The 24,948-nt window shown below is 44.2% G+C and carries 34 protein-coding genes and 1 tRNA gene; 8 read left to right on the top strand and 27 right to left on the bottom strand.

Going from position 1 to position 24,948, the window contains the following annotated elements; genetic code table 11:
• Position 1: 1 nt before the first annotated feature.
• The 10 genes from AC1DOV_RS15930 to AC1DOV_RS15885 all read right to left on the bottom strand — a co-directional run bounded on the left by AC1DOV_RS15930 (position 2) and on the right by AC1DOV_RS15885 (position 6,010).
• Positions 2 to 427 carry a hypothetical protein gene (locus tag AC1DOV_RS15930; protein ID WP_477550411.1) on the bottom strand — a complete coding sequence of 142 codons (426 nt, stop codon included), beginning with the start codon at positions 425 to 427 and terminating at the stop codon, positions 2 to 4.
• Positions 427 to 771 carry a cold-shock protein gene (locus tag AC1DOV_RS15925; RefSeq protein ID WP_477550410.1) on the bottom strand — a complete coding sequence of 115 codons (345 nt, stop codon included), beginning with the start codon at positions 769 to 771 and terminating at the stop codon, positions 427 to 429. Before AC1DOV_RS15925 ends, AC1DOV_RS15930 begins: the two co-directional genes overlap by 1 nt.
• Before the next feature lie 482 nt (positions 772 to 1,253).
• Positions 1,254 to 1,631 carry a hypothetical protein gene (locus AC1DOV_RS15920; protein WP_477550409.1) on the bottom strand — a complete coding sequence of 126 codons (378 nt, stop codon included), beginning with the start codon at positions 1,629 to 1,631 and terminating at the stop codon, positions 1,254 to 1,256.
• Positions 1,632 to 1,733: 102 nt separating this feature from the next.
• The gene (locus AC1DOV_RS15915) at positions 1,734 to 1,958 is read right to left on the bottom strand and encodes a helix-turn-helix transcriptional regulator (RefSeq protein WP_477550408.1); all 225 of its coding nucleotides are present in this window, start codon (positions 1,956 to 1,958) and stop codon (positions 1,734 to 1,736) included.
• A gap of 102 nt (positions 1,959 to 2,060) precedes the next feature.
• Entirely contained in the window at positions 2,061 to 2,528 is a 468-nt protein-coding gene (locus AC1DOV_RS15910; protein ID WP_477550407.1) for a hypothetical protein, read from the bottom strand.
• A 119-nt stretch (positions 2,529 to 2,647) separates the two neighbouring features.
• Positions 2,648 to 4,048: a TOTE conflict system archaeo-eukaryotic primase domain-containing protein gene (locus AC1DOV_RS15905; protein WP_477550406.1), complete on the bottom strand. Its 1,401-nt coding sequence runs from the start codon at positions 4,046 to 4,048 to the stop codon at positions 2,648 to 2,650.
• A gap of 21 nt (positions 4,049 to 4,069) precedes the next feature.
• Entirely contained in the window at positions 4,070 to 4,231 is a 162-nt protein-coding gene (locus tag AC1DOV_RS15900) for a hypothetical protein (RefSeq protein WP_477550405.1), read from the bottom strand.
• A gap of 1,038 nt (positions 4,232 to 5,269) precedes the next feature.
• Complete coding sequence (locus AC1DOV_RS15895; RefSeq protein ID WP_477550404.1) at positions 5,270 to 5,563, bottom strand: cupin domain-containing protein; 294 nt, start codon at positions 5,561 to 5,563, stop codon at positions 5,270 to 5,272.
• Positions 5,564 to 5,735: 172 nt separating this feature from the next.
• A complete protein-coding gene (locus AC1DOV_RS15890) occupies positions 5,736 to 5,876 on the bottom strand; it encodes a hypothetical protein (RefSeq protein WP_477550403.1) in 141 nt (46 codons plus the stop codon).
• A complete protein-coding gene (locus AC1DOV_RS15885; RefSeq protein WP_179089762.1) occupies positions 5,873 to 6,010 on the bottom strand; it encodes a hypothetical protein in 138 nt (45 codons plus the stop codon). The genes AC1DOV_RS15890 and AC1DOV_RS15885 overlap by 4 nt, the downstream gene beginning before the upstream one ends.
• Before the next feature lie 315 nt (positions 6,011 to 6,325).
• Between AC1DOV_RS15885 and AC1DOV_RS15880 the strand changes: the two genes are divergently transcribed.
• A complete protein-coding gene (locus AC1DOV_RS15880; RefSeq protein WP_477550402.1) occupies positions 6,326 to 6,547 on the top strand; it encodes a helix-turn-helix domain-containing protein in 222 nt (73 codons plus the stop codon).
• Between the two features lie 70 nt (positions 6,548 to 6,617).
• Here AC1DOV_RS15880 and AC1DOV_RS15875 read toward each other — a convergent pair whose 3' ends face one another.
• Positions 6,618 to 7,163 (bottom strand): hypothetical protein, encoded by a 546-nt coding sequence (locus AC1DOV_RS15875; RefSeq protein WP_477550401.1) that lies wholly within the window; start codon positions 7,161 to 7,163, stop codon positions 6,618 to 6,620.
• Positions 7,164 to 7,326: 163 nt separating this feature from the next.
• Here AC1DOV_RS15875 and AC1DOV_RS15870 point away from each other — a divergent pair, with 163 nt between their 5' ends.
• The 6 genes from AC1DOV_RS15870 to AC1DOV_RS15845 all read left to right on the top strand — a co-directional run bounded on the left by AC1DOV_RS15870 (position 7,327) and on the right by AC1DOV_RS15845 (position 10,105).
• Entirely contained in the window at positions 7,327 to 7,470 is a 144-nt protein-coding gene (locus AC1DOV_RS15870; protein ID WP_477550400.1) for a hypothetical protein, read from the top strand.
• Between the two features lie 117 nt (positions 7,471 to 7,587).
• Positions 7,588 to 7,863 (top strand): hypothetical protein, encoded by a 276-nt coding sequence (locus AC1DOV_RS15865; protein ID WP_477550399.1) that lies wholly within the window; start codon positions 7,588 to 7,590, stop codon positions 7,861 to 7,863.
• On the top strand, positions 7,860 to 8,072 hold the full coding sequence (locus AC1DOV_RS15860; RefSeq protein WP_477550398.1) for a hypothetical protein: 213 nt from the start codon (positions 7,860 to 7,862) through the stop codon (positions 8,070 to 8,072). Before AC1DOV_RS15865 ends, AC1DOV_RS15860 begins: the two co-directional genes overlap by 4 nt.
• Before the next feature lies 1 nt (position 8,073).
• Positions 8,074 to 8,550: a hypothetical protein gene (locus AC1DOV_RS15855; protein WP_477550397.1), complete on the top strand. Its 477-nt coding sequence runs from the start codon at positions 8,074 to 8,076 to the stop codon at positions 8,548 to 8,550.
• Between the two features lie 89 nt (positions 8,551 to 8,639).
• Entirely contained in the window at positions 8,640 to 8,972 is a 333-nt protein-coding gene (locus tag AC1DOV_RS15850) for a YolD-like family protein (RefSeq protein WP_477550396.1), read from the top strand.
• A 176-nt stretch (positions 8,973 to 9,148) separates the two neighbouring features.
• The gene (locus tag AC1DOV_RS15845; RefSeq protein WP_477550395.1) at positions 9,149 to 10,105 is read left to right on the top strand and encodes a tyrosine-type recombinase/integrase; all 957 of its coding nucleotides are present in this window, start codon (positions 9,149 to 9,151) and stop codon (positions 10,103 to 10,105) included.
• A gap of 340 nt (positions 10,106 to 10,445) precedes the next feature.
• Here AC1DOV_RS15845 and AC1DOV_RS15840 read toward each other — a convergent pair whose 3' ends face one another.
• The 6 genes from AC1DOV_RS15840 to AC1DOV_RS15815 form a co-directional block, all read right to left on the bottom strand.
• Positions 10,446 to 10,565, bottom strand: coding sequence for a putative holin-like toxin (locus AC1DOV_RS15840; protein ID WP_477550394.1), 120 nt, complete (start codon positions 10,563 to 10,565; stop codon positions 10,446 to 10,448).
• Between the two features lie 67 nt (positions 10,566 to 10,632).
• Positions 10,633 to 11,664 carry a tyrosine-type recombinase/integrase gene (locus tag AC1DOV_RS15835; RefSeq protein WP_477550393.1) on the bottom strand — a complete coding sequence of 344 codons (1,032 nt, stop codon included), beginning with the start codon at positions 11,662 to 11,664 and terminating at the stop codon, positions 10,633 to 10,635.
• Positions 11,665 to 11,815: 151 nt separating this feature from the next.
• Positions 11,816 to 11,906, bottom strand: a tRNA-Ser gene (locus AC1DOV_RS15830).
• An 80-nt stretch (positions 11,907 to 11,986) separates the two neighbouring features.
• Entirely contained in the window at positions 11,987 to 12,199 is a 213-nt protein-coding gene (locus tag AC1DOV_RS15825) for a DUF951 domain-containing protein (RefSeq protein ID WP_054025760.1), read from the bottom strand.
• Positions 12,189 to 13,064 carry a mechanosensitive ion channel family protein gene (locus tag AC1DOV_RS15820; RefSeq protein ID WP_076266582.1) on the bottom strand — a complete coding sequence of 292 codons (876 nt, stop codon included), beginning with the start codon at positions 13,062 to 13,064 and terminating at the stop codon, positions 12,189 to 12,191. Before AC1DOV_RS15820 ends, AC1DOV_RS15825 begins: the two co-directional genes overlap by 11 nt.
• 31 nt (positions 13,065 to 13,095) lie before the next feature.
• Positions 13,096 to 13,350, bottom strand: coding sequence for a putative Se/S carrier protein (locus AC1DOV_RS15815; RefSeq protein WP_076266583.1), 255 nt, complete (start codon positions 13,348 to 13,350; stop codon positions 13,096 to 13,098).
• 112 nt (positions 13,351 to 13,462) lie between these two features.
• Here AC1DOV_RS15815 and yyaC point away from each other — a divergent pair, with 112 nt between their 5' ends.
• Complete coding sequence (gene yyaC / locus AC1DOV_RS15810; protein WP_339205822.1) at positions 13,463 to 14,071, top strand: spore protease YyaC; 609 nt, start codon at positions 13,463 to 13,465, stop codon at positions 14,069 to 14,071.
• A 15-nt stretch (positions 14,072 to 14,086) separates the two neighbouring features.
• Here the strand turns inward: yyaC and AC1DOV_RS15805 are convergent, their stop codons facing one another.
• The 10 genes from AC1DOV_RS15805 to AC1DOV_RS15760 form a co-directional block, all read right to left on the bottom strand.
• Positions 14,087 to 14,569: a DUF4446 family protein gene (locus AC1DOV_RS15805; protein WP_477511808.1), complete on the bottom strand. Its 483-nt coding sequence runs from the start codon at positions 14,567 to 14,569 to the stop codon at positions 14,087 to 14,089.
• A gap of 27 nt (positions 14,570 to 14,596) precedes the next feature.
• Positions 14,597 to 15,769: an aminotransferase class V-fold PLP-dependent enzyme gene (locus AC1DOV_RS15800; protein WP_477511809.1), complete on the bottom strand. Its 1,173-nt coding sequence runs from the start codon at positions 15,767 to 15,769 to the stop codon at positions 14,597 to 14,599.
• A gap of 104 nt (positions 15,770 to 15,873) precedes the next feature.
• A complete protein-coding gene (locus tag AC1DOV_RS15795; RefSeq protein WP_441878064.1) occupies positions 15,874 to 16,725 on the bottom strand; it encodes a ParB/RepB/Spo0J family partition protein in 852 nt (283 codons plus the stop codon).
• Complete coding sequence (locus AC1DOV_RS15790; RefSeq protein WP_076266588.1) at positions 16,706 to 17,479, bottom strand: ParA family protein; 774 nt, start codon at positions 17,477 to 17,479, stop codon at positions 16,706 to 16,708. The genes AC1DOV_RS15795 and AC1DOV_RS15790 overlap by 20 nt, the downstream gene beginning before the upstream one ends.
• A 207-nt stretch (positions 17,480 to 17,686) precedes the next feature.
• A complete protein-coding gene (noc, locus tag AC1DOV_RS15785; RefSeq protein WP_076266589.1) occupies positions 17,687 to 18,505 on the bottom strand; it encodes a nucleoid occlusion protein in 819 nt (272 codons plus the stop codon).
• Positions 18,506 to 19,090: 585 nt separating this feature from the next.
• A complete protein-coding gene (rsmG, locus tag AC1DOV_RS15780) occupies positions 19,091 to 19,813 on the bottom strand; it encodes a 16S rRNA (guanine(527)-N(7))-methyltransferase RsmG (RefSeq protein ID WP_477550392.1) in 723 nt (240 codons plus the stop codon).
• Between the two features lies 1 nt (position 19,814).
• Positions 19,815 to 21,704: a tRNA uridine-5-carboxymethylaminomethyl(34) synthesis enzyme MnmG gene (gene mnmG / locus AC1DOV_RS15775; RefSeq protein WP_076266591.1), complete on the bottom strand. Its 1,890-nt coding sequence runs from the start codon at positions 21,702 to 21,704 to the stop codon at positions 19,815 to 19,817.
• 306 nt (positions 21,705 to 22,010) lie between these two features.
• On the bottom strand, positions 22,011 to 23,390 hold the full coding sequence (gene mnmE / locus AC1DOV_RS15770; RefSeq protein ID WP_339205832.1) for a tRNA uridine-5-carboxymethylaminomethyl(34) synthesis GTPase MnmE: 1,380 nt from the start codon (positions 23,388 to 23,390) through the stop codon (positions 22,011 to 22,013).
• A 96-nt stretch (positions 23,391 to 23,486) separates the two neighbouring features.
• Positions 23,487 to 24,110, bottom strand: a complete 624-nt coding sequence (gene jag, locus AC1DOV_RS15765) for an RNA-binding cell elongation regulator Jag/EloR (protein ID WP_076266593.1) — start codon at positions 24,108 to 24,110, stop codon at positions 23,487 to 23,489.
• Positions 24,107 to 24,859, bottom strand: a complete 753-nt coding sequence (locus tag AC1DOV_RS15760) for a YidC/Oxa1 family membrane protein insertase (protein ID WP_441878478.1) — start codon at positions 24,857 to 24,859, stop codon at positions 24,107 to 24,109. The genes jag and AC1DOV_RS15760 overlap by 4 nt, the downstream gene beginning before the upstream one ends.
• Positions 24,860 to 24,948: the final 89 nt, after the last annotated feature.

Genomic DNA, 24,948 nt, shown 5'->3' with positions numbered 1-24,948 from the left:
TTTATTGCCCCCGTTTGATTAGTTTTATAATTACATTTAGGATTCGTCGCCAGAAAGTCGGACGTGTTATTTCCGGTTCCGCAGCCGTCACTTCCGGAAACCATAGATCGCTAAGGCTCGGATACTCGTCCGAATCCTTTTCAAACACGCGGTACAACGATCCTAGCTCCGAAGCCGGTGTAAATGAAACGTTAATTCCCACTAACGGGAGAAACGTCTTAAACACGTCGTCACAGTCCGTTAGCATGTCGACCGTATCGATTTTGTGTGTGGCCAGCAGATCAATAACGGCGTATTTGACGATATGATCGTCCATAGCTGGAAGGATCAACTGGTCTATGCGTTGGCCGCGGTTATCGTATAGGTGCGCGACCATAAAACGAATTCCGTTCGTGTCCGTCAGCACTAATTCAATAAGCGGCCTCATTAAGTACGCTCCTTTACGAGCTGTACGTCGACCGCGCACAACCTACCGTGCCTGTCCGTACCTTCTTCGTACGCCAGTGTCACACCTTCGCGGACGAACGACGCGTTACCGTCTACGACCGCGCTGATATGAAAGAATACGCCTTGCTCGCCGATCTTTCCGAATTTCTTTTCAGCGTTATAGTAACGGACTTTATCTACGTGCTTTGATGAGCTTACCGGTTGATAGTCCGGACCTTGACGTGTGACCTCCGGCTTGCGCTCACTGAATCCGAGAGACGGGCCGATCCTCGCGTATACTTCGGTCATTTCTTCCAGCGGTTGTCCATTCCATACGTTCATCATTCATTGTCCCCTCCGTTTGGTTACTTACGTTTTCGTCGCGGTTGCTTTACGACACTCAGCGCTCGCATTTTTATTTGATGTTCCGTAACGCTGTCCCCGTAAATTAATTCCGTAATGAAGTCGGACTCCGTATCGCAAATCACTACACGGCGTTTGTACGCACTGACCGTTTCAATCGACGATATGAATAACAGCGCAGTCACCTCCGGTTTTTAATGACGCAGAGTTCGAAGTATCGGCACGTCTCTCCGCTATCGTCACGCCAGTATCGGCAACGCGGGTCCGTCTCCGTATTAAGCAGTTGCATGAGCGTACACGTTCGATCCGGATGAATATATCCGCAATATCGCGTCGCTTGATCGGCCCTATCGTTGATGTCGTTCACCTCCGTACGTTTTACCGTGTTTTCGCCGTGTTTAAGACGCACAAATAAGCGCCGAGTAGGATAACACCCTCCGCGCCTGCAACGTCTAAAATGACGCTTAATCTACGCCATGTTGAACGAACGTTTTTTCGTTGATCGAATACTCATTCGGCCAGTTGCCGGCGCTGATTGCCGCGCTAATGAAGAAGTAGACGGCGCCGCGAATCTCCGGCTTAGTCACGCCCCAGTTCGTCGTCGGCGAATACTCACGGCAGCATAGCGTCGATAGCCGTTCGATCATCGCCCAAAAGTTCGCCGGCTCCATGCGCGCTAAATGTTCCGGTGCGTTGGACTCCTTTTCAACAAACCCGTTTATGCGCGATAACTGGACGCCGCGTTCATGGCTGTCGATTACGTATACGGCGAGTTTAAGCGGCCTTTTATCCTCGCGGTACGTTATTAAAGTGATTCCATTGTCTTGTGCTACGGTTATCATTCCGTATCATCCTCGTCGCGTCCGCTGCGGTTTGCGTACGTCTTCGTATTGGAGCCCGCGTGAAGCCCGACCGTTTAACGTCAGCTCGTAAGACTCATCATGCTATCGCGCTAGATCCGCCGAGTATCGGGCGCGTTCAATCGCTTCAATAATCTCGTCACCTATACCGACCAATTGCGCAATCTTGATCTGTAGCTTCAGACTGACTACACGCAATCCGGCCTCAACGCTCGCGATTAACGACCGGCTGACCCCTAACTGTGCGGCGAATTGTTCTTGCGTGAAGCCAAGTTTAATACGTATCGCCCTTACCGCTGTCGAATCCATACACTTCTGCCCCTTTCTGTATTAGAATGTCACCTATAATAATCCCGCTTGGACTGTCGTTAACAGTCCTTCCTACTTATACTTTTTTGTCGCCACTTAAAGTTAATCATCGTTCGGGCTACCGTTGCCCTTCTTTCGATTTCCTGGTCCGTGGATTTGTTGTTGCGCGCTAATGATGTCTAGTTTTTCGAAATCCGTAGGGACCTCGTACTTCCACGACAGTTTTAACATCTCGTATTCATCGAGCCAGAACGGATATTCCAGCCACCACACGTAGTTTAAGTCGCGCTTTGTTTTCTTTTTTACCTTTCCGCTCAGTAAAGCTTTTTCTGCCCGCTGCCGTGCTCGTTGCTCCGTCTTAAGCGAGGTTTTGCATTCATCGCAGCACGTCCGAGACGTATTACGCAGGCTTCCGTCACGCCATAGACACCCGCAATAGTCACAGTGTTTAACGCGCCTATCCTCCGGTGTGTGCGTTTGAATAACTACCGCAGCCTTCTCGCGTGTGAGGCCGACGGTTAGGTTGCGCGCATACTCAGTTGCTCCTGTGCCTGGATTAGCGTGTTTCATTGTTTAATCGCCCTCCACTTGTCTATTTGATTGTTATGTGCTATATTTGACAAATAAAGATAATGGGATAAAAATGTACGTTTTGCCCTATAAGAGGTATATTTATTCTTTTAGGATGTCTATGCCTCCGCTAATACCGCCTCACTCTGTCTCCGTGGTAATAACGCACGTATCTCCTTCTCCGTATAAAAGTACCTTATACTCTCACCTACATCGGTATCGCCCGTTATTGTAAATACTCGCGCGTCCTCGATTATGTCACTCTTAAGCGTCATCCGATAGAAATTCGGTTTCTTCTTAAACGTGCCTTGTTGCTTCTGATTCCGGCTTACGATTTCTACAACGCCTAACTTTTGAAGCTGATTAATTTGCCGCCGCGCCGTTTTTTCGTCTACGCCTACCGTTTCCTCCATCTGCTTATACGTCATGTAAAAAACGCCACTCTCGTTCGCCAGCCTTTTCGAATGTATCAGCATCGCAAACGTTAGCGCCTTTTGATTCTTCCGCGGACAGTTCCGTATAATAGCGTCGACCTCCGCAAACGTTACTGTCAAATCGCGTTGCTCGACGATGAGCGTCTTATCATGATCGTATACGTAATCGACACATTCTCGTAAATCACGTACACAAAGACTCCACTCCGTCGAATAAAACCGTTCGTCCTGCCATCCGAACCATTCCGTTATTGAATCTACCGCGTCGGCTCGCTCAACTCCGTTATGATTCATCAGTCGCGCAAGCAGCAAGAACGATTTATGACGCTGGCCTGGACCGGTCAATCCCGTATAGTAACGATCGGCTGCGTATGATAGCGTGTAGCTCTCCGACTGATCGTATATTACTAGCGGTTTATGGCGGCTGATCGCGTTCTCCATGTCGCCTGCAGCGCGATTGTCATATGCTTGATTTCCCGCAATAATGGCGAGGATAGCGGCGTGAGCCGTCTTCTTTAGCGCGAGAAAATATGCGGCCGACTCTTCTCGGTCCATAACACGCAGACCGTCTTCGACCGTACAGAATCCGCAATAGTTGCCGGACTTCTGATTGATGCCGAGCGGAAGCTTAACTCCTTGTGTCGCGGATGGCCGATACTCTATTTCTCCTCCGGTTGCCGCGGTCAAATCCGCTTTATGCACGATATACTCGAAAAACTGACGCGACGCATCGACCGATATCGCTTTATCGTAGAATAATTCAACGTGGTAACCCTTAGTACCACTAAATGATACCGCGTAATTATGTAGACCGTGAGCATCCAGCGTCTGCGCTATCTTATATGTCACCCATTGTGCCGTATCCGGATCGCGATAATCTATATCGAAGCAGATAAACTTCGTCAGATAGGCGCCGGCGAACGTGCCGACCGGCAGCTTTCCGTTAAGGTGGCTCTGTAGATGATGCTGACGTAGCGGCTTACGGCGATCATTTCGCGTTATATAGCTGCCGTCCTTCATTTGAATAAGGTAATGGTAATGCTGGATGAGGTACAAATCGAAAATCCTGTCTACTATCCGCAGCATTGTTTAATCGCGTCCTCTCCGCTATTTAATCGGCCCTAGTGCCGCGGACAGTTCCGGCGTCTGTTCGTACAGCCAAAACATGCGGCAAGTATTCGGATGGACAGCGACCGTAATATGACGGATACCTTTAGCGCGAAGCTTACGGCTCAACCCCGCGTCGTAGCAAAAGAAATACGTTTTCATAGTGCACAACTCTCCTATCGAAACTAGTAAAATTATGTTAATATAATAGTGTTCCATGGCGGAGACGCATCGCTTAATCCAAGCTGGATTGTTCGATTGTAAAGGAGGTGACCTGATGAAGGTTACCAAAACTACTTTCGAAATAAGCCCACGAGCCATTGCGATAATCCTCGGATTCGTCGCGTGGGTAATCAGCTCCCTTCACTAGGGGGCTTTTTGCGTTCAGCCCCGCCAGTTTTTGATGGAGCCGTTGCGCAGCCTATACTTATATAGTCGCTGGCCGATCACGTTTCGCACACATTGGCGCGAATTAATTTCGTCTTATACTGTTTATACGAACTGCAAATTCAATCTCGCACACTTTTACGTAAACTTTTTTCGCTGATACTGTATTATTCGGAGGCACTTTTGCTCTCGCACATTTTCCCGCTGTTACTTTATTGACGACGACCGATTGCATCTCGCACACTTTTGCGCTGATTAATTTTAACCTCCCTATAATAGAAAGTACCTAGTATCATGAAATTGGGACATCGTGACAAAAAATAATTTAAAACTTTTGAAACCATGCGCACATGTGTTCGTATTATTAGTCAAAAGGAAGCGCCCGACAACGTTTGACACCGCATCGAGCGCCCCACACTTCCGGTATATCGCGTGTGCCTATCCAGTGTTGCCGCACCGTCAGCGACCGAGCCGCCACGCAAGTACCGTACATATATGAACCGGCCGCCACAGCCGAGTACAACCGATGCCGCCGAGACGTTGCAGCGAATCGACGGCGGAGTAAAGCACGATTGCGTTTGCCGCCACAACCGTTTAAAGCCGTTCGCATGGCGCTCCATATCGTTTCCGCGAAATGGTACGAACGTAAAACAATGACGCTGAGCCAGGTCGGGTACGCTCCGCTGAAATGTTAGCGCAAGACAGCGGACAAACTAAAATAACGGAATAACGCATGTGGGAGCATAGGTTATCCGCGACGAATTACCTGCGTTAAATACAGGCTATTCGTTTCGACCGGTAACCAGCCGGCACTTATTCAAGCGGAACGTTAAATGCATCGTACTCTTCGACATAGTAGCATGTAAGCAGCTCGTAGGCGCTAGTCTCCGTCAGACGACGGTACAGGTCCGCAATGAACTCTGCGTCCTCTTCGGCCTCAATCGAGACGACGAACGCTTCTCGTAATTGTGTGTACTGATTATTCGCTGAGGTTACCGCGATAAGAAAGGCAAATCCTTCCGAAACGTACAGGGCGTGTGCGGAATCCGGCAGAAGGAATCCGTCATAGTCCGAAGCATTAATGCGAATCTTAATCGGAGTCAACATACGCCGGCCTCCGATCGGATACGCTTGTACAACGCAATCTTATACAGTAACAAACGTGATGGGCGCGTTGCGGGCGGCTTCCTAGCGGGACGGCCGCGGAGTATATCGAAGCGCGCTCCGTTGTAATCGTTGACTTTACGGAGATAAAACGCCATACGGTGGACAGTCGTTTTCATCGCGGAAACACCTCCAAGTAAATGCGTGTGCGTTCGATCTTGACGTACTCACCATAAACGTTCCTGTGACGCGTTCGGCCGTTTAACCATGGCTGAGGACCGTTATAAACCGGAAGAATCTTAAAGCGACGTTTCATCGAGACATCAATCCTCCTACGAATCCGGATAAAAGCTCGGCACACAGCGCGCCAATGACACGAGCAATTAGACGACCTTTAACAGAACGACGACGGATTTGTGGATTAGGCGCTGATTGTAACGCGAGAATCATGTACGGTCACCTCCTCGAGGGAAGGTATAACGCCAAGCATACGGAGTTGAACATGGTCGATAGTGGTGCTACCGAGAACAGTACGTGGATGGAGTTCGAGCAGGCTGCGAAGAAACGGGGCTTGTACGACTAGGCTGCGGCCGGAATCAAGTAACGTGATATGTGCGAGACGATCTGGTGTGATTACGAAGCGGATATCGGTTAATTTGGGCATTAATAAAACCTCCACTGTACGCTTATGCGTACGTCATTTGTTTTGATTATATTGTACGCTTATACGTACAGTCAATACTTTTTTTAATGGAGGCTAAACGAATGGGCAAAACAGTAACCGTAACCCTTGGTAATACGCTTAAAGAAAGGGGAATTTCGCTCTTTGAACTTTCAAATATGACAGATGTAAGGCGCGCTGCTATTTCAGAGTTAACTAACGGAAAACGAGAAAATATAAACTTTTCCCACATTGCTAAAATCGCGGAAGCACTTGAAATTACAGATATTCGTGAGATTCTTACGTTAGTAGACACGGAGGATTGACAGAAAATACTCGTTAACTCATAAGAAAAAACGGTCACCTTACGCCGCAATGACGTAGAGTGACCGTTTTTTATTCGTATTCGCCTTGAGTTACTACTAATATCGTCCCATAACCGCTAGGGCCGTCCTCGTGAATTTCTACGCGATGAAATCCTCCTACTCCCATAAACGTTGTGGACAACGGTTTAGCTTCGCTTATATCAATCCGCTCAATACCTACAAGTGTGAGCATCGCGGAACGATCGTACTTACTATACTCGCCTTTTATGAGATTAACGCGAATCCAGCGAGCTCCGTTGTCAGCGAATATTATTTCTACGCGACCAACTTCGGCGCCCTCTTCGTCATCCAACATCGCGGAGTAATAATTCTTCGTGACAGGTAATTCCGTCTTGTCCGGACCCATTGCGAAGTCAAAAGTTTCACTGAATAACGGTTCACCCAGAACAGTAGCAACTTCCTCTGGTGTTTTGTCTGCAACGTCGCTTACATTTACATACGAATCCATACCTGGTTCACCAAATACGTATGTCGTTTGCACTAACGCGCCCTCATAGTTATTTCCACAAGCAGTCAACAACGTAAGTACAAATAGCGCAAATATTATCTTTTTCATTGAAAAGTCCCCCTATTATGTTTACAACGCGCTATGTTTATTTTCGCAGATAATGGAAATAAGCACAATGAATAAGAGCATCGTGAAAGTCGGCGGACACGGCGGCTATAACGCAGAATGAACGTAAAATCGGCTTATACCGCGAGCTCTGCGCTACCGGACGATGGCAGGCGAAGAACGGTCCGTTCCCGCAGATTATGTACGTTACAGTGAGCAAGTACCGGCAGAAGCGGTTGACGGCGTTGTTGGACGGGATGGACGCGAAGGTGCTTACAATTGCGGATTTATGACGTTTGATGCCCGCTGATTATGGCGGGTTTTTCACTTCCCAATATGTGGTATAAAGCATTATACTATTCTATAGATAAAACATCTCTGAACGGCAAATTGACGGATAAAAACAATACATACGGGGGTTGAATAAATGGACAATATTCCTAAAGTAAAAGACGGTGATAAGACCGCACTCAGAAACAAGCGAAGCTATGAGGAAATTGCGGAAGCTAACGCGAAATCTACGATTAACTTCTTCAATATTGCGGGTACAATCGTAGTTATAGCTGGTCTAATCGTAGGTTTGTTATCGAGCTGGAATGCGTTAATTACGAATGTCTCTTTGGGAATTATCATCATCGGTATCGGCGAAATCTTACGTTACATGAACAAGTTTAATAACAATACCCGAGGAAATGAAAAATGAAATATAAAGGATTCCGCCAGATGACCGCACCAGTCCACTTCTATACGGCCGCGCTCGATCAATCCACGATCCTTGCGTTCCAGGATAACGAACTAATTGGTAGCGGGTGTATTGTCGAAATTACGGATGAAACGGTGAAAATACGCGAGGAACGATTTATGATCGCTAATTGTACGTTTGTATACGCTAAACATACTGGAGGTGTTTAAAATGTCAGGGTTTAACTGGATTACATTCGTAACAACAATATTCGGAGGTTTGATTCTATTCATTGTTAGTCAGTTGTGCCTTAAAGTTATAATCGAGCCTATAGTCGAGTTGAAAAAGATTATTGGCAAGGTAGCACGTACGCTACTACTCTACGCAAACCAATATCATAACCCTGTCGAACTAACAGAAGAAAATCTAAATAATGACCTGCTTGCTTCTGAAAGACAAAGAACAAGTTCAGAAATAAGATCAATGGCTGGTGAGTTGTTAGGCGCTGTTCAGGTTATACCTGGCTATCGAATGTTTTCCTTTCTAGGACTGGTTCCGAGCCTAAGTAAAATTAAAGATGCAAAAGCGAGTTTAGTTGGATTATCAAACTCTTTATGGAAAACCAAAAGCAACGATAACGTATACGAACATGTCCAAAAAACTGAAAAAGAACTCATAGAATCACTTAGAATAAAAGCCTTTCGTTGATTAATAGCATCTTCCCCACTCTAGATCACTGACTATTCGCATTGACCAACGAACGCTTGTTCGCATATAATAAGCGTGAGGTGAGTGGATTGGCTAACAAATTAACCGGCAACGGAATGTGGGAAGCATCGCGCATGATGTTACCAGAACATAAAGTACGCATAAACGAATATAACCGCGAGTTAAAAGCGAAAGAAAAACCAATACTTGACGCAGATGCCGTTGAGGATATCGAACGCGTGATATCGGCCTCGTTATCGGATCGGACTCTGCTTACATTGCGGATATACGACCGCTTCGAGGACTTAAACGTAATCGGCGTTGTTGACCGTATTGATACGCTCAAACAACGCGTAATGGTCGACGGTGAATGGTTCCCTATGGCGGACATACTAGGCGCTGTACCCATACGCGAAGAATAAATAATACGAATATATTACGTCCACCGACTAGATCGGCGGGCGTTTTTCGTTTGCGTTGAAATGCGTTGAGGCTTCGTTAGATATGCGTCGGAAATTCGTTTATCACTGTAAAGCGTTAAAGTTTATGCAAATATATACCGATATATTAATAATACATAATCTAAGGAGGCGTGTTCTTGTCAAATTACTTTTTAGCTGATGCTTTCACAATATTCTACAATGCAAAGATATCGGAAGGGGTTCGCACTAGAACAGCCCAAGTCTACATTATTAATTGGGGATATTTTATCGATTGGCTATCGGAAGACTGCTTAATTAGCACCATAACGGCGGCAAGGATTAGAGAATATGTTAACTTCATGTTGGACAAAACAAAGTTCAGCAATGCGACCGACGGTAGACGGAAGTCGGGTAACTTATCTAGGCAAACCATCATCTCTAGATTAAGCACTATACGTACGATTTTCAATTTTTTAGCTGATGAAAACTACTTAACTACAAATCCTGTTGCTAAACTTAAATTACCACGCTATGACCGCGAAGATAGAATCACGTTTACAGACGATGATGTACGAAAACTGCTTAGTGCACCAGACACAAACACACCCACGGGGCTCCGTGATCGTACGTTGATGCTACTACTAGCTGACGGCGGCTTCCGCATACAAGAGGCGATCCGCTTAACCTTAGATCTCCTTGATGTAAAAGCTCGTTGTATCCAATTACCTGGTTGGATGAATAAGAATCGTAAACCGCGCGTCATACCTTTATCACAAGGAACTATACGCGAGCTATTAGCGCTAATTAAAAGGAATAGGACATACTATGACTCAGACTTTATTTTTTTATCACAAAACGGAGAGCCCTTGAAAACTGATCGATTTCGCAAATTATTAAAAGAATATGCATTAAAGGTCGGTGTTGATCCTAAACTAGCGTATCCGCACCAGTTCCGGAGCTATTTTTGTACAACATACTTACTTAACGGTGGATCGTTGTTCACACTTCAGCGTATAGTGGCTCATGCCGACATAGAGACAACACGGGGCTATGTCAGGGTGAATGACGAACATGCACGTGAACAGCATACGTTATATTCTCCCTTAGTTCGATTAGGACTTTCCACATTGTAACTAAACGAAAAAAGGCACGGCCACCAACGGAACCATCTCCGCTAATAACCGCGCCTTTTTACATCCTCTGTCCACTAACTCTCCGTAGCTCATCCGCCAGCCGCTTATACTCCGCTCGACTAGCGTTATCATTCGCCGCCATGTATGACGCACTTGCCCGCAGTATATTCATGTAGCGTATCTATATGATACGTGATAATAAATTATTGCTATCAATACAGAGGTCAAGTAAAATAAAGATAGGAGAAAAAACTACAGACGCTGGAACGTCTGCAGCTTTTCCTTTGGGTAAGCATGATTTTTTCTTTTTAAGAGTAGCTGAACCTTCGCGGGATAACGGCTACTTTTTCTTTTGTTCAACATTCATTTTGATAAGTACAACTACAAAACCTAATACAGAAATCAATAATCCACCAAACCCACATAAAATATCTAATGATTCATAAACAGTAATAAACAATCATCCTCCGTATTGCTTACCCACTTATTATTATATCATAATTTTTGGTATGTACAGGTGAATTACCTTATCGTTTTAGAATGCGCCCAAGCGGGCTATAACGCTTATGTTGATCCGCGATCGACTCCGAACTAAGCTGCACGTACTTACGTGTTGTGGCGATTTCCGCGTGCCCCATAAGCTTCTGCAGATGGAATACGCTCATACCGTTCTCTGCTGCCATTGTCGCGAAATTGTGGCGCAGTACATGCGGTGAAACGTTCCGGCCAAGCTTCGCCCGTTCCGCGTAGTTATCAAACGATTTCTGTATCGTCTTCTCACTCAATTGCTCGCCATAGTTCGTTGTGAATACGTATGACGACTCAAAATGCTGCGCTGATTCCGTTATTAGCTGCTTTAGAAGGCGCATCGTCTCCGTAGACATTGGCAGAACGCGGCTCTTACGGTTCTTATTCTTCGATGCCGGCAACGTAATCTGTTTGCGCGCGAAGTCTATCTCGTGCTTTTCTAACGCACATATTTCGCCGAGTCGATATCCGCCGTCTAGGATCATTATCATGATTACGTAATCTCTCCATTGCGCCCATTGACGCTGATCGGGCGCCTTCATAAACCGCCGGAGCTCCTCCTCCGTTAACGGTTGGACTGTATCGACGTCCTGACGCATCAAAGACACATTTAACGCCGGATTACGCTCGATCACCTCTTCCGCATAGAGAACCATGAAGAAAGTCCTTAGAACACGTATACGAACGTTAACGGATGCCGGAGATAAACCGCGCCGATCCTTATTATAATCCGCTTTAAACGGATGGCCGCCGTAATACTCCTTCTCATCCGCGCACCACAACACATAATCGCGTAGAATAGCCGCTGTAACGTCCTGGACCGGTAAATCCGCGCTGTACCTCTCCGTTACCCAATCGATGAAGTAACGCATGTTCTGAACGTATCCGTCGAGCGTACGTTCCTTTAGGTTCTTTGCGCGCTTCACCTTCATAACGAACTCTACCGCTTCTTCTAACGTGAATGACGGCAACCCTACCTCCGCGATAGGTGTACGCCCATTTACCGTTTTACGTCCTGTACGCTTATCCATAACAAAAAATCCCCCTACGCATTATTAACGTAGGAGGATCGAATCAGTTAGGCGCTAATGAATCAGCTAGCGTTCTAACGTATGTATTTCGGGATGCTTACGTACCACATATCGTACTGAAATCGTAGTCACACCGCGTGTTTGCGAGTAATGGCGGAGAAGGTGGGATTCGAACCCACGCACGGTTTGACCCGCCTAGCTGATTTCGAGTCAGCCCCCTTGGGCCTCTTGGGTACCTCTCCGCATGTAAAAATTATTGTATCACAGTGCTTGTCAACGCGCAAGTATTTCCTTAAAACCCATCAGCCGTTCATACTTCTGCTTACGTTAAGCCTTCTTCAGAGGCTTTGGAGCGCAGCACCTTTTTCATGTTTTTTTCAAATTTAGCTCTAGGGATTAGAACGCTGTGCTTACAACCGACGCATTTAATGCGGATGTCCATCCCCATTCGAATGACTTCCATTTCATTAGAGCCGCATGGATGCTGTTTTTTCATTTGAACAACATCACCTAGCTCAAATTGCTTACGCTCCATCTTTTTCGCCTCCCTTTCCATTGCGATGATAAGTGACCATTCGAGGATACGGAATTTCAATACCACTCGCATCTAATGCCTTTTTCAGCTCCATATTTAACTTACGTGATACGATCGGATGCGTATTCGGTCGACACTCAGCAATCACTCGAAGCGTTACCCCTGTTGGAGCAATAGCCTGAATACCAAGCACTTCCGGTGCATTAATTAAATTTTCATCCTTCATCGTGATCATCGTATGTCGAATGACCTCTAGCGCACGATTGACTTCTTCCTCAAAAGCAATCGAAATATCAACAACCGCGATGCTATTATTAATCGAGAAGTTTGTAACCTCATTGATCATGCCATTGGGAACAATATGAACCTCCCCGGTCCAGCTCTGAATACGGGTTGTCCTAAGTCCAATGACTTCTACGGTCCCTTTGAATTGCCCTGTCTGAATCACATCACCTACAGCGAATTGATCTTCGAGTACAATAAAAAACCCCGTAATAATATCCTTCACCAGGCTTTGCGCACCAAACCCGACAGCAAGTCCAAGTACACCTGCTCCTGCGAGCAATGGCCCTAAATTAATTCCGAATTCAGACAATATGAGCATAATGGTTATAAAATAGACGACGTAAGAAGTTACATTTTTCATCAGCTTGCCTACGGTTGTCATTCGCCTTGTGTGATTGATCAACATCTTGTTCTCACGCTCTAAAATAATTCGATCAATGGTTTTATGGATTACCCATACAACTACACGGCCAATGAATAAGAACATGACGATTCGCAGCGCAGAACTACCAAATGCTTGCCATAATTCATTGTTTGTCAACCAATCAACAAATTCATCATATCGTTCTCTGATTGACATCACAATTCCTCCTCATTAACTTTGAATATATTTACATGTCGATTTGCTCATAACCGGCTTCAATCGGCTTAAATATACCTCTAACTTCCACGTTTTCCTGCACAATAACTTCCTTAACCGTTATCAAATCTTCCTCAGGAAAATGAATAGATAATGCGCAGCCGGCTGTAATTTCCTTCGGCGTGGGACATATGTCAATTTCAATATCTGCGTATTCGAGCAGCATTTCTGCACGCAATGCTTGCTGAGTTGAATCGAAGGCAATTAACACAAGCAAGACCTCCATTAAATTAGCATGACAAACTTTCTTGGCAAACAAAATATCAAAACTATCTGACGTATAAAATGGTTGTCCTATCCATATACTAGTAGCATATCGGTATAATCGGAGGGATTCTATGAAGCTTTCATTTATTAAAGAGACGCCTTTGAAGGTACCCTACACCACCGCAAACGTAATTGGCATGCTAGTAAATCGACTTACAGCCATGCTCGAAGAAATGGCTGCTGCACGCCCCATCGTAGTTGTCTGCGTAGGCACGGACCGTTCAACAGGAGACTCTTTAGGACCGCTGATTGGAACCTCACTATCGAAATACCGCAGCCCTCATTTTTCACTATTTGGCACGCTTGAAAATCCGGTTCATGCTATGAATTTAGATGATACCCTTATCGAGATCAATCGGCGGTTCCACAAACCATTTGTGATTGGCATTGATGCCTGCCTTGGTCAAGTATCCAGCGTAGGCAGCATTCAAGTTGGTGTAGGCCCTGTGCGTCCTGGTGCTGGCGTCAACAAGGACCTTCCTCCTGTTGGCGACATTCATATTACTGGTATCGTTAATGTAGGCGGATTTATGGAGTATTTTGTGCTGCAAAACACTCGTCTGCATCTCGTTATGAAAATGGCCGACATTATTTCGCTCAGTTTATTTACTGCTATTGCGAACAATGCGCATATCACGACCAGCGTTCTTGAACAAACCGCAGCTTCGGATAATATTTAATAACAAATAAATTTCCTATTTTGCTTCCAAAATAGCTTTATGCTCTTCAGGGGTTAAAGGGTATACTGATTGGCCTTTTTCAAGAGGTTTTGCATAGACATAAGTATTCTCCCTGCTATGAATACCTGAAAATACGGCTCCATCTTTCTCATCATTGATAATTGCGATTGAAAAGCTGAGATCACTGCCCTGTTCAGCAAAAGCATTATAACGAATGACGCCTACTTTTCCTTTTTGCTTTGTTACAGTAGATTGCATATCAATTAGCTGAGCCTTCAGCTCCGTATTCGCTTGCTGCTGCTCGGCAAGGCCTTGCTTCAATTCAACAATGACATCTTCCATATTCGTCACACCTGTATTCCCCATAACCGCTGTATATTGCTTTCTTAGCTTTTTCAGCCGCCCGCCTAAAACCGCTATCCAAATGAATAATACGATGGCAAATAACGCAATGCCCACCGTAACTGCATTCATCGGATTTGATGTCCAATCTTCCATCTTAGCTACTCCGCCCCCAGTTCAATGCTAAACGCCATATTGCTGTGCAATCTCTCTGATTGCACCTGTTAACGCATCAATTTCTTCATTCGTTGTAAATACACCGACACTTGCTCGTATAGCTCCTGTTTCCAATGTTCCTGCACAAGCATGTGCGAGTGGAGTGCAATGAAATCCAGCTCGCACAGCAATTCGGTAATGCTGATCCAATATGAATGATAATTCAGAAGGATCAACGCCCTCTAGGTTAAAAGCTACAATACCTGTTCTTTGTTCCCCAAGCTCTGGTCCCAGTATTTTGACTCCCTTTACTGGTTCAAGGCCTTGCATTAATCTCTGAGTAAGCATCCATTCCTTAGTATGGATATTGTGCACCGTCTCATTCAGAACATACTGTACACCGGTTTTGAGCCCTGCCAAGCCCGGTGTATTTTGTGTTCCCGCCTCATAACGATCTGGCCTCACTTGAGGCTGCTCTACTGCCTCAGATTGGCTTCCTGTCCCACCATGCAATAAAGGCACCAAGTCAAGCTCAGGATCGATGTACAGCCCTCCTGTGCCTTGTGGGCCGAGCAACCCTTTGTGTCCCGGGAAAGCCAGCATGTGAATGCCCATTGTTCTTACATCTATAGGTAAAATACCTGCACTTTGCGCGGCATCAACTAACAATTTTATTCCATGCTTCCTTGTTAGTTCAGCTATATCTGCAACAGGCATAATTGTTCCTAACAGGTTGGAACTATGATTAACAATAGCAAGTGTTGTGTTAGAACGAATAGCTGAGGCAACATCATCTATGTTAATCTTTCCACGTTCATCTGATTCTACATATGTCACTTCAATACCGATTGTCTGTTCCAGATAATATAATGGTCTTCTTACTGAATTATGTTCAACTGAGGTTGCGATAACATGATCACCAGGCTTCAACCAACCTTTTATCGCCATGTTTAATGACATCGTCGTATTAGAGGTGAATGCTATGTCATTCGGGTTTTTTATGTTAAATAGTTTAGCCAATTGTTTACGCGTTTCAAATAATATTCGACTTGCTCGCACAGCCATAGCATGACTGCCTCTTCCCGGATTAGCAGCGTCATTTAACATAGCATTAACAACTGCTTCTGTTACTGCAGGCGGCTTAGGCCAAGAGGTTGCCGCATGATCCAAATAAATGAGTGATTGGTTATGATTGCTCACGAATTTCACACCTTTCCTAGCTACCTGCTCACAACAATGGCATACCTTAGTTTAATCTTTCAAAAGCAAGATTACAACTAAGGTATGCCATTGTTTGGTATAGTCTATGCCATGTATTGAAGCAATTCTAGCAAACGTTCCAAATCCTGTTTACTATAGTATTGTAGCTCAATTTTGCCTTTATCTTTTTGCTGTTTAATTTTCACTGTCGTTTTAAATCGTTCACGAAGCGACTCCTCTAAATGGTCAATATACGGATCGCGTTTTTTCTGATTCGGCTTCGCTGTATCTTCCGGCTGCTTAGAATCAAGCTTCTGAATCGCCTCTTCAAGCTCGCGGACACTCCACTCTTGAGAAACGGTAAGATCTGCTAATTCCTTTTGCACCTTATCATCTTTAATGCCGACCAACGCTCTTGCGTGACCCATAGAAATTGTTCCACGTGAAACATTATCTTTTATTTCAGTTGGCAACGAAAGCAACCGAACGAAGTTGGCAATATGAGAACGGGACTTTCCGACCTTCATGGACAACTCTTCTTGCGTAAGCTTGAACTTATCGATAAGCGCCTGATAAGCAATTGCAACTTCAATTGCATTCAAATCCTCGCGCTGTAGGTTCTCAATTAAAGCAATCTCCATAACCTGTTGATCAGTAAACGATCTTACTACAGCAGGTATAGTCGCATTTCCACAATATTGTGAAGCACGGAAACGTCTTTCACCTGCTATGATTTCGTAACCTTTCAATACAGTACGAACAATAATAGGTTGAATGATGCCATGCTGCTTAATGGATTCTGCTAATTCTTTAATCGAATCCTCATCAAATGTTTTCCTAGGTTGATACGGATTAGGCCTTAGTTGGGATAAGGTAATTTCAATCACTTTATCATCGTCATTCACAGAAAGCGATGGGATAAGCGCATCCAGCCCTCTACCTAGCCGCTTGCTCATACATAATCACTTCCTTTGCGAGTTCAAGATAAACTTCTGCACCTTTAGAACGCGGGTCGTATGTGATAATAGCTTGTCCATGTGATGGCGCTTCACTTAAACGTACATTACGTGGAATAATCGTTTGATACACTTTTTGTTGGAAATACTTTTTCACTTCTTCAATAACTTGAATTCCCAAATTCGTTCTCGCATCAAGCATGGTCAGAAGAACACCCTCAATTTGAAGCGATGTATTTAAATGCTTTTGAACGAGTCGAACCGTATTAAGCAGTTGACTCAAACCTTCAAGAGCATAATATTCGCACTGAATAGGAATAAGAACAGAATCAGCTGCGGTTAACGAATTTATCGTTAATATCCCAAGTGACGGAGGACAATCAATAAGCACATAATCGAAATCATCCTTAACCATATGCAAAGACTTTTTCAAACGCAGCTCTCTTGATATCGTCGGCACTAATTCGATTTCGGCACCAGCCAATTGAATCGTTGCTGGAATGATTTTCAGACCTGGAACAGCCGTCTCAAACATTGCATCTTTTGGATGGACTTCATTAATAAGCACATCGTAAATACAATTGGTTACGTCCCCTTTGTTAATACCGAGACCACTTGTTGTATTCCCTTGTGGATCAATATCAACTAGCAGCACTTTTTTACCAAGTGATGCAAGACAGGCAGCTAAATTGACAGACGTTGTCGTTTTTCCGACACCGCCCTTCTGGTTGGCTATTGCAATTATCTTCGACAAAACCGGCTCACCTCTATGTGTACAACTTTTATGTGCTATTTTCTTAAGATCCATTAACGTAAAAATGCTAATAACATAAAACTAGTTAATTATCATGAATCATACATGTACAGCACATTTAATAAAAAACTAGCTACAAATGGCATCGCCGCCCTCAGTGAGGACGGCACAAATAAGCATTAAATTATACTATTTTAAGATATAACTCTATCTTTTAGGGATCTGGATCGTAATTTCATAATGATCTTCATGATCCTTTTCATTCGTCTTAATTTGCAATCCAGATCCAGAAACCATTTCAATGGATTGTCTGATTGTATTAAGGGCCAGACGTACGTCCTTAGTAAAAGAAATACGTTTCGCTTTCTTGAGTTTGGTTGACTCTTTTAGGAAAGCGATTCTAACCTCAGTCTGCTTAACATTCAAATCTTTAGTTATGATTTCATCTAATACTTTAAGCTGCAACTCTTCATTATCGAGCGACAACAAAGCCCTTGCATGTCGTTCCGTAATTTTCCGTTCCATTAAAGCCATCTTAATCGTATCATTCAACATTAACAATCTTAATTTATTGGCAATCGTCGATTGACTTTTCCCTAGACGCTGAGCCAAGCTTTCCTGTGTTAATTGATGAAGCTCGATTAATTTTTGATAAGCTATCGCTTCCTCAATTGCTGATAAACCTTCTCTTTGAAGATTCTCAATTAATGCAATGGAAGCTGTTTGTGAATCGTTGAATTCACGAACAATACCAGGGATCGTATCGTAACCTAGCTTAGTAACAGCACGCCAGCGACGTTCCCCTGCTATGATTTCATATCTTCCATTACGCATACGAACAACGATAGGCTGAATAACACCATGCGTTTTTATCGTTTGACATAATTCTTCAATTCGGTCATCATCAAAAATCGTCCGCGGCTGAAATGGGCTTGCGTCGATTTCTTGAATCGGTATTTGCCGAACTTCTTCTTGCGGTATGCGCTGCTCGGACAGGCCGAACAATCGAGAAAATTGTTCTTTCATATCGATAATTACCACCCGATCATGAGATAAACCTTGTTTTTAATCACTTCAAAAGAAATCATAACCCCCATCATAGTAATGGGAAGCATGCGTTTCACACAAAATGTCAGCATTAACACTAGTAAACTAGGAAAATGTCTCCATTCTATTAAAAAGCAATTACAAGGTTTTTGCAATAAATACGCTTCAGCAGTAAGATTGGTTCATTGCCAATTGGATTATTTCGGTTACTAGAACCTCTCTCAGGTAATAATCGTCAACTGCACGGCGAACATCCATAACAAAATTCATTCGGAAATGATAGGAGAGGCTTCAGTTAAAATATAATCAGGTATGGCTGTAAAGCTTGATACGATGCTTATATTTGCCCGTGATACGAACTTCAATGTGTCTTATGAAGACGTTTATTGGTTCGTCTATGTAACGGTATCGTCCAGTCTCTTCATCTACTATAATAATTCGACTATCACTGGACGATCTCCTGCTTGACATCATTTTAGAACAAATAATTGTTATAAGAAAATGGAAGTTCTTTTCCCCAAGTAACCATTTGCAAAATGTTTCACGTGGAACATTAGATGCCAGCTACATAAGTGGCTGTTTTAGTGGAGTGCCTGCTTTTCTAGGGTATTTACGCGGAGTAGCATCTAGCTTCTCTATTAAAACAATATGTCGCTCTGATTGCTCGTTTGGAAGTGATAACTGATGCTGTGATTTAATTTTTCCTTTGAGCTCTCTTAGGCTTAAAGCTGCCTCCCGAACTTCTTCATCCGATTGCGAGCCTTTCATAGCAGCAAACAATCCACCTTTTTTTACGAAGGGCAAACAAAATTCATTTAATACATTTAATCTCGCAACTGCCCTTGCCGTTACTAAATCATACTTGTCACGGTGGTCTGGCAATTGTGCAATATCTTCAGCCCGGCCATGCAAGCATAAAACCTGATCTAAACCAAGCTGCTCTTTCAGATGCGTTAGGAATTGTATTCTTTTATTCAAAGAATCAACAATCATGATTTGCAAATGAGGAAAACAAATTTTCAAAGGAATACTAGGAAAACCCGCTCCTGAGCCTATATCAGCAAGCTTACGAACACTGTCCATCTTCGTATAAAAAGAAAGCGATACGGAATCATAAAAATGTTTCTCGTATACAGCATCTCGTTCGGTAATGCCGGTCAAATTCATTTTCTCATTCCACTCAACGAGCAGGCGATAATAAGTTTCGAACTGTTCAAGCTGAAAGGGAGAAAGCGGAATGCCGCTCTCCTCCATTCGTTTTGTAAACCATTTTAAAGTTTCGTCCATATTATGATCCTCTCGCTGCAGTAACACGGTTGTAATGTTCCAAGTAAACAAGCAGTATAGAAATATCAGCTGGTGTAACACCGGCAATCCTTGACGCTTGACCAATAGATAGCGGTCTGATAACAGAAAGCTTTTGCTTCGCTTCAGATGCTAAGCTGCGAACATCACTATAATCAATGTCATCAGGAATACGTTTTTTCTCCATTTTGTTCAAACGTGCTACTTGCACAAGCTGCTTCTCAATATAACCTGCATATTTAATTTGAATTTCAACCTGTTCCTTCATTTCCTCTGTCATTTCTGGAACGGAAGGTACAACCGTTTCCAGCATCGCATAAGTAACTTCCGGTCGACGAAGCAACGATAACGCATCAGTGCCATGCTCCATTGGCGCTGTACCCGCTGCTATCAGCATTTCATTTGCTTGATCAGGTTTTACTTTAGTTCCGCGTAGACGTTCAATATCCATTTCAACCAATTCTTTTTTACGCAAAAATTTATTGTAACGTTCTTCCGAAATAAGACCGATTTCGTAGCCAGTTGGCGTTAGACGATAATCTGCATTGTCGTGGCGAAGCAGCAATCGATATTCCGCTCTTGAAGTGAGCAAACGATAAGGATCGTTCGTCCCCTTCGTAACAAGATCGTCGATCATTACACCGATATAGCCATCTGCACGACCGATAATAATCGGTTCTTTCCCTTGTACTTTGCGTGCAGCATTAATGCCAGCCATAACGCCTTGTCCCGCTGCTTCCTCATAACCAGAAGTTCCGTTTATTTGTCCAGCTGTGAATAAACCGTCAATCACCTTTGTCTCCAAAGATGGCCACAGCTGTGTAGGAACTACCGCATCATATTCGATCGCATATCCGTTACGCATCATCTCAACTTTTTCCAAACCTGGTATAGAACGTAAAATTCCAAGCTGTACATCTTCCGGCATACTTGTGGAGAGACCTTGTACATAATACTCAGAGGTATTTTTACCTTCTGGCTCTAAGAAGATTTGGTGTTTTGGCTTATCAGCAAAACGGACGATTTTATCTTCAATAGAAGGACAATATCTTGGGCCCGTTCCCTCAATTGCACCTGAGAACATTGGCGCACGATGAAGATTGTCATTGATAATTTTGTGCGTCGCTTCAGATGTATATGTTAACCAGCAAGGCAATTGCTCGTTTGTGGAAGATTCCGTCTCATGCGAGAAAAACTTCGGTTTGTCGTCGCCAGGTTGAATTTCTGTTTTCGAAAAATCAATCGTATCTTTGTGAACACGCGGAGGCGTACCTGTCTTGAAACGTACAAGCTCCAAACCATGCTCCTTCAAGCTTGCCGAAAGTCTGACTGACGGCTGTTGATTATTTGGTCCGCTCTCATACATCAGCTCGCCCATAATAATTTTGCCGCGCAAATAGGTGCCCGTTGTAACAACCGTTGTCTTTGCACGATACTCAGCGCCTGTTTTTGTAACGATTCCTAAGCATTTACCATCCTCAACAATAAGCTCTTCAGCCATACCTTGTCTCAGAGTCAAATGAGGTGTTTCTTCAATTGTCTTTTTCATTAAATGCTGATAATCAAACTTGTCAGCTTGCGCACGCAGTGCATGCACCGCTGGACCTTTACCTGTATTAAGCATCCGCATTTGAATGAACGTTTTATCGATATTACGTCCCATCTCACCGCCGAGCGCATCAATTTCACGCACCACATGGCCTTTTGCCGGTCCGCCGATAGATGGATTACATGGCATAAAAGCAACCATGTCTAGATTTATTGTAAGCAGCAGCGTTTCGCAGCCCATACGTGCAGCCGCAAGTGCAGCTTCACATCCTGCATGCCCCGCTCCAATGACGATCACATCATATTCACCAGCTATATATCTCATTGTCCTTTACCCTCCTAAAGGTTTTCATAGAAAACCACTTCGTAAGCATAACCGAAGGCTTTCATTGAAAACTTTCTTATGCCCCATCATTTCAGTGAAACCTATATGCTGAATAGAATAACGATTAGCTCGATATTCTATTTCCTTAATTAACACTTAGAGCTGCGCTAATCTTAAATCACAGAGACAGCTGGAAACTCTGCCTCATTAGCAAAATCACTTTTTAGCAGCGAACTAACTTTACTTCTTCATTAAAACCACATGTTGTAAGTTTAATTCATATCGGCTGCAAAAGCCTACTTCCATCTATTTCCCTAAGCAGAACTGCGAGAAAATTTGATCGATTAATGAATCTCCAGCCTCATCACCCAAAATTTCACCAAGCGACTCCCACGCGGATCTGGCATCGATCTGAATAAGGTCAATCGGTATTCCTGTATCAGATGCTTCTATTGCATCGACTAGCGATTGCCTTGCCCGCTTCAATAAAGCAATATGTCGAACATTGCTCACATATGTCAGATCACCTGATTCAAGCTGGCCTTCAAAAAACATCTCGCTAATCGTCTTCTCTAAACGGTCTAACCCATCTTCCTCAAGAACCGACATTTTAACGATGGAATCGACCGGAATCGACTCCTCCACCACCTCAATTTCTAATTGACGCGGCAAGTCAGTCTTATTTATGATCGCAATGACTGGGCGACCCTTCATTTGCAACAAAAGTTCCCGATCATCAGCTTGCAACGGCTCATTATAGTTCAGCACTAGCAAAATGAGATCCGCTTCTTCAAGCGCATTGCGAGAGCGCTCCACCCCAATTCGCTCAACAACATCCGTTGTTTCACGAATACCAGCCGTATCGAGCAGTCGAAGTGGAATTCCGTTTAGCGCTACAAATTGTTCAATGACATCACGAGTCGTACCTGGGATATCGGTAACGATAGCCTTATTCTCCTGCGTCAGTACATTCATAAGAGACGATTTACCGACATTGGGACGCCCAACGATTGCTGTTACAATACCTTCTCTTAGTATCTTGCCTTCGTTTGCGGTTTTTAACAGACGATCTATTTCATTAATAGCAGAATCGCATTGGTCACGAATAAACGAGCTCGTCATTTCCTCTACGTCATGCTCCGGATAATCGATGTTTACTTCTATATGGGCAAGCAGCTCAATGACCGTCTGCCGCAAAGCTTTAATCCGCTTCGACAGAACGCCCTCCGCTTGTTTGCGGGCAACGGAAAAAGCTCGATCAGATTTGGAACGAATCAAATCGATAACAGCCTCTGCCTGCATAAGATCGATTCGACCATTCAGGAAGGCACGCTTCGTAAACTCGCCTGGCTCCGCTGTGCGATAGCCGTCCAGCTGCAATACGACATCAAGCACCTTTTTAACAGCAATAACGCCGCCATGTGCGTTAATTTCGACAACATCCTCCGCGGTAAACGAACGGGGGCCTCTCATCAGCGTAACAAGTACTTCTTCAACCTCTTCTCCAGACCTCGGATCGAGAATATGACCATAATGCAGCGTATGTGTATCCGCATCATTTAGATTTATTTTCGAACGAAAAACACTCGCGATACCTGCAATTGCCTCAGGTCCGCTTACTCTTATTATTGCGATTCCGCCTTCTCCGACTGCTGTGGAAATGGCAGCTATCGTATCATGTACCATTGCTGTCAGCACCTCTCAAATGGAAAAACAGCAATGACCATTATGAGCCATTGCTGTGGATAGCGTATTGATTCGTATACATTTATAATGTACAGCTTATTGTCTTAATGCAATAACGACTCGCCGGTTCGGCTCATCGCCTTTACTAAACGTTTTCACCTTAGGGTGGTTCTGCAACTGCGAATGAATAACTTTGCGCTCATGCGGCGACATCGGCTCCAAGACAACTTCTTTCCTTGTGCGGATAACTCGTCCCGCCAAACGGTCGGATAAATCCGCTAACGTTTTGCGGCGGCGCTCCCGAAAATCTTCTGCATCAAGTACGATACGCAAATGACTGTCTGAATAACGATTAGCCACAATATTAACCAAGTACTGTAATGCATCCAACGTTTGTCCGCGACGTCCAATCAGCATGCCAAGATCTCCACTGCCTGTTACAGCAATATGTATACCGTCTCTTGTTTGCTTTCGATCGATGTTTACTTGCAATCCCATCGTGCCAGCCACTTCACGGAGGAAATTCTCCGCTTCAAGCATGGGATCGGGAATAAGCTCAAGCTCAACTTTCGCTTCCTTTGCGCCGAACAGTCCAAAGAAACCTTTGGTTGGCTGCTCAAGCACAACTTGTTTAACGCGGTCTTCAGTTACTTGCAATTGTAATAATCCGTTACGTACAGCATCTTCTACCGTTTTCCCCGATGCAATGATTTTCTTCATTTCGCAGGGGCCTCCTTACCTTTGTCAGATGAACGAACGTATAGGAAGTAGTTTTGAATGATTGTGTAAATGTTGCTGTAAACCCAGTACAAAGGAAGAGCCGCTGGGAAAGAAAGTGCCATTACAAAAATGAGCACAGGGAAAATCGCCAGCATCATGCCCATACCTGGCATTGTTTGTGTTTGCTGCTTCTGCATCATCTTTGACTGAATGAACGTTGTAGCGGCAGCGAGAATAGGAAGAATGTAATACGGATCTTTCTCTCCAAGCTGAAGCCACAGGAATGTATGCTCACGAATATCAGGGTTTTTGTAGATTGAATTGTACAAAGCGATAAAAATCGGCATTTGTACAATTAGAGGCAAACAGCCCGCCATCGGATTTACCTTATGCGTTTGGAAAAGCTTCATTGTCTCTTCTTGCTGCTTTTGCGGATTGTCTTTGTGCTTTTTCTTAATTTCAGCCATTTGCGGCTGTAGCGCCTGCATAGCTTTGGAGCTGCGGTACTGTTTTAGCGTTAACGGCAAAATCAATGTTCTTACAATGATCGTCAGGAGCAATATCGCAAGTCCGTAGGAGTCGCCAAACCAGCCTGCGAACGTATCAAGCGTTAAGGCAAAGTAATAAACGACGTTCTTCTCCCAGAAGTTCCCCTTCAATAGATCAGCAGTCTCGGTTGTCTCTGTTGATGGAGCGCCGCATCCTGCCAGCACACCCATAAGCAGAACAAGACCGAACACTAAAATCATTTTCTTGTTTTTTGTCCAAAACAACAACTTTAAAACTCCTCTCTGAAAGCCATTACATCAAGCGTCAGCGGCAATAGCCGTGCTCTTGC

The organism is Paenibacillus sp. 01T47, from assembly GCF_056398245.1.
The sequence above is the reverse complement of the archived record's forward strand: the minus strand, read 5'-3'. Positions and strand labels throughout refer to the sequence as shown.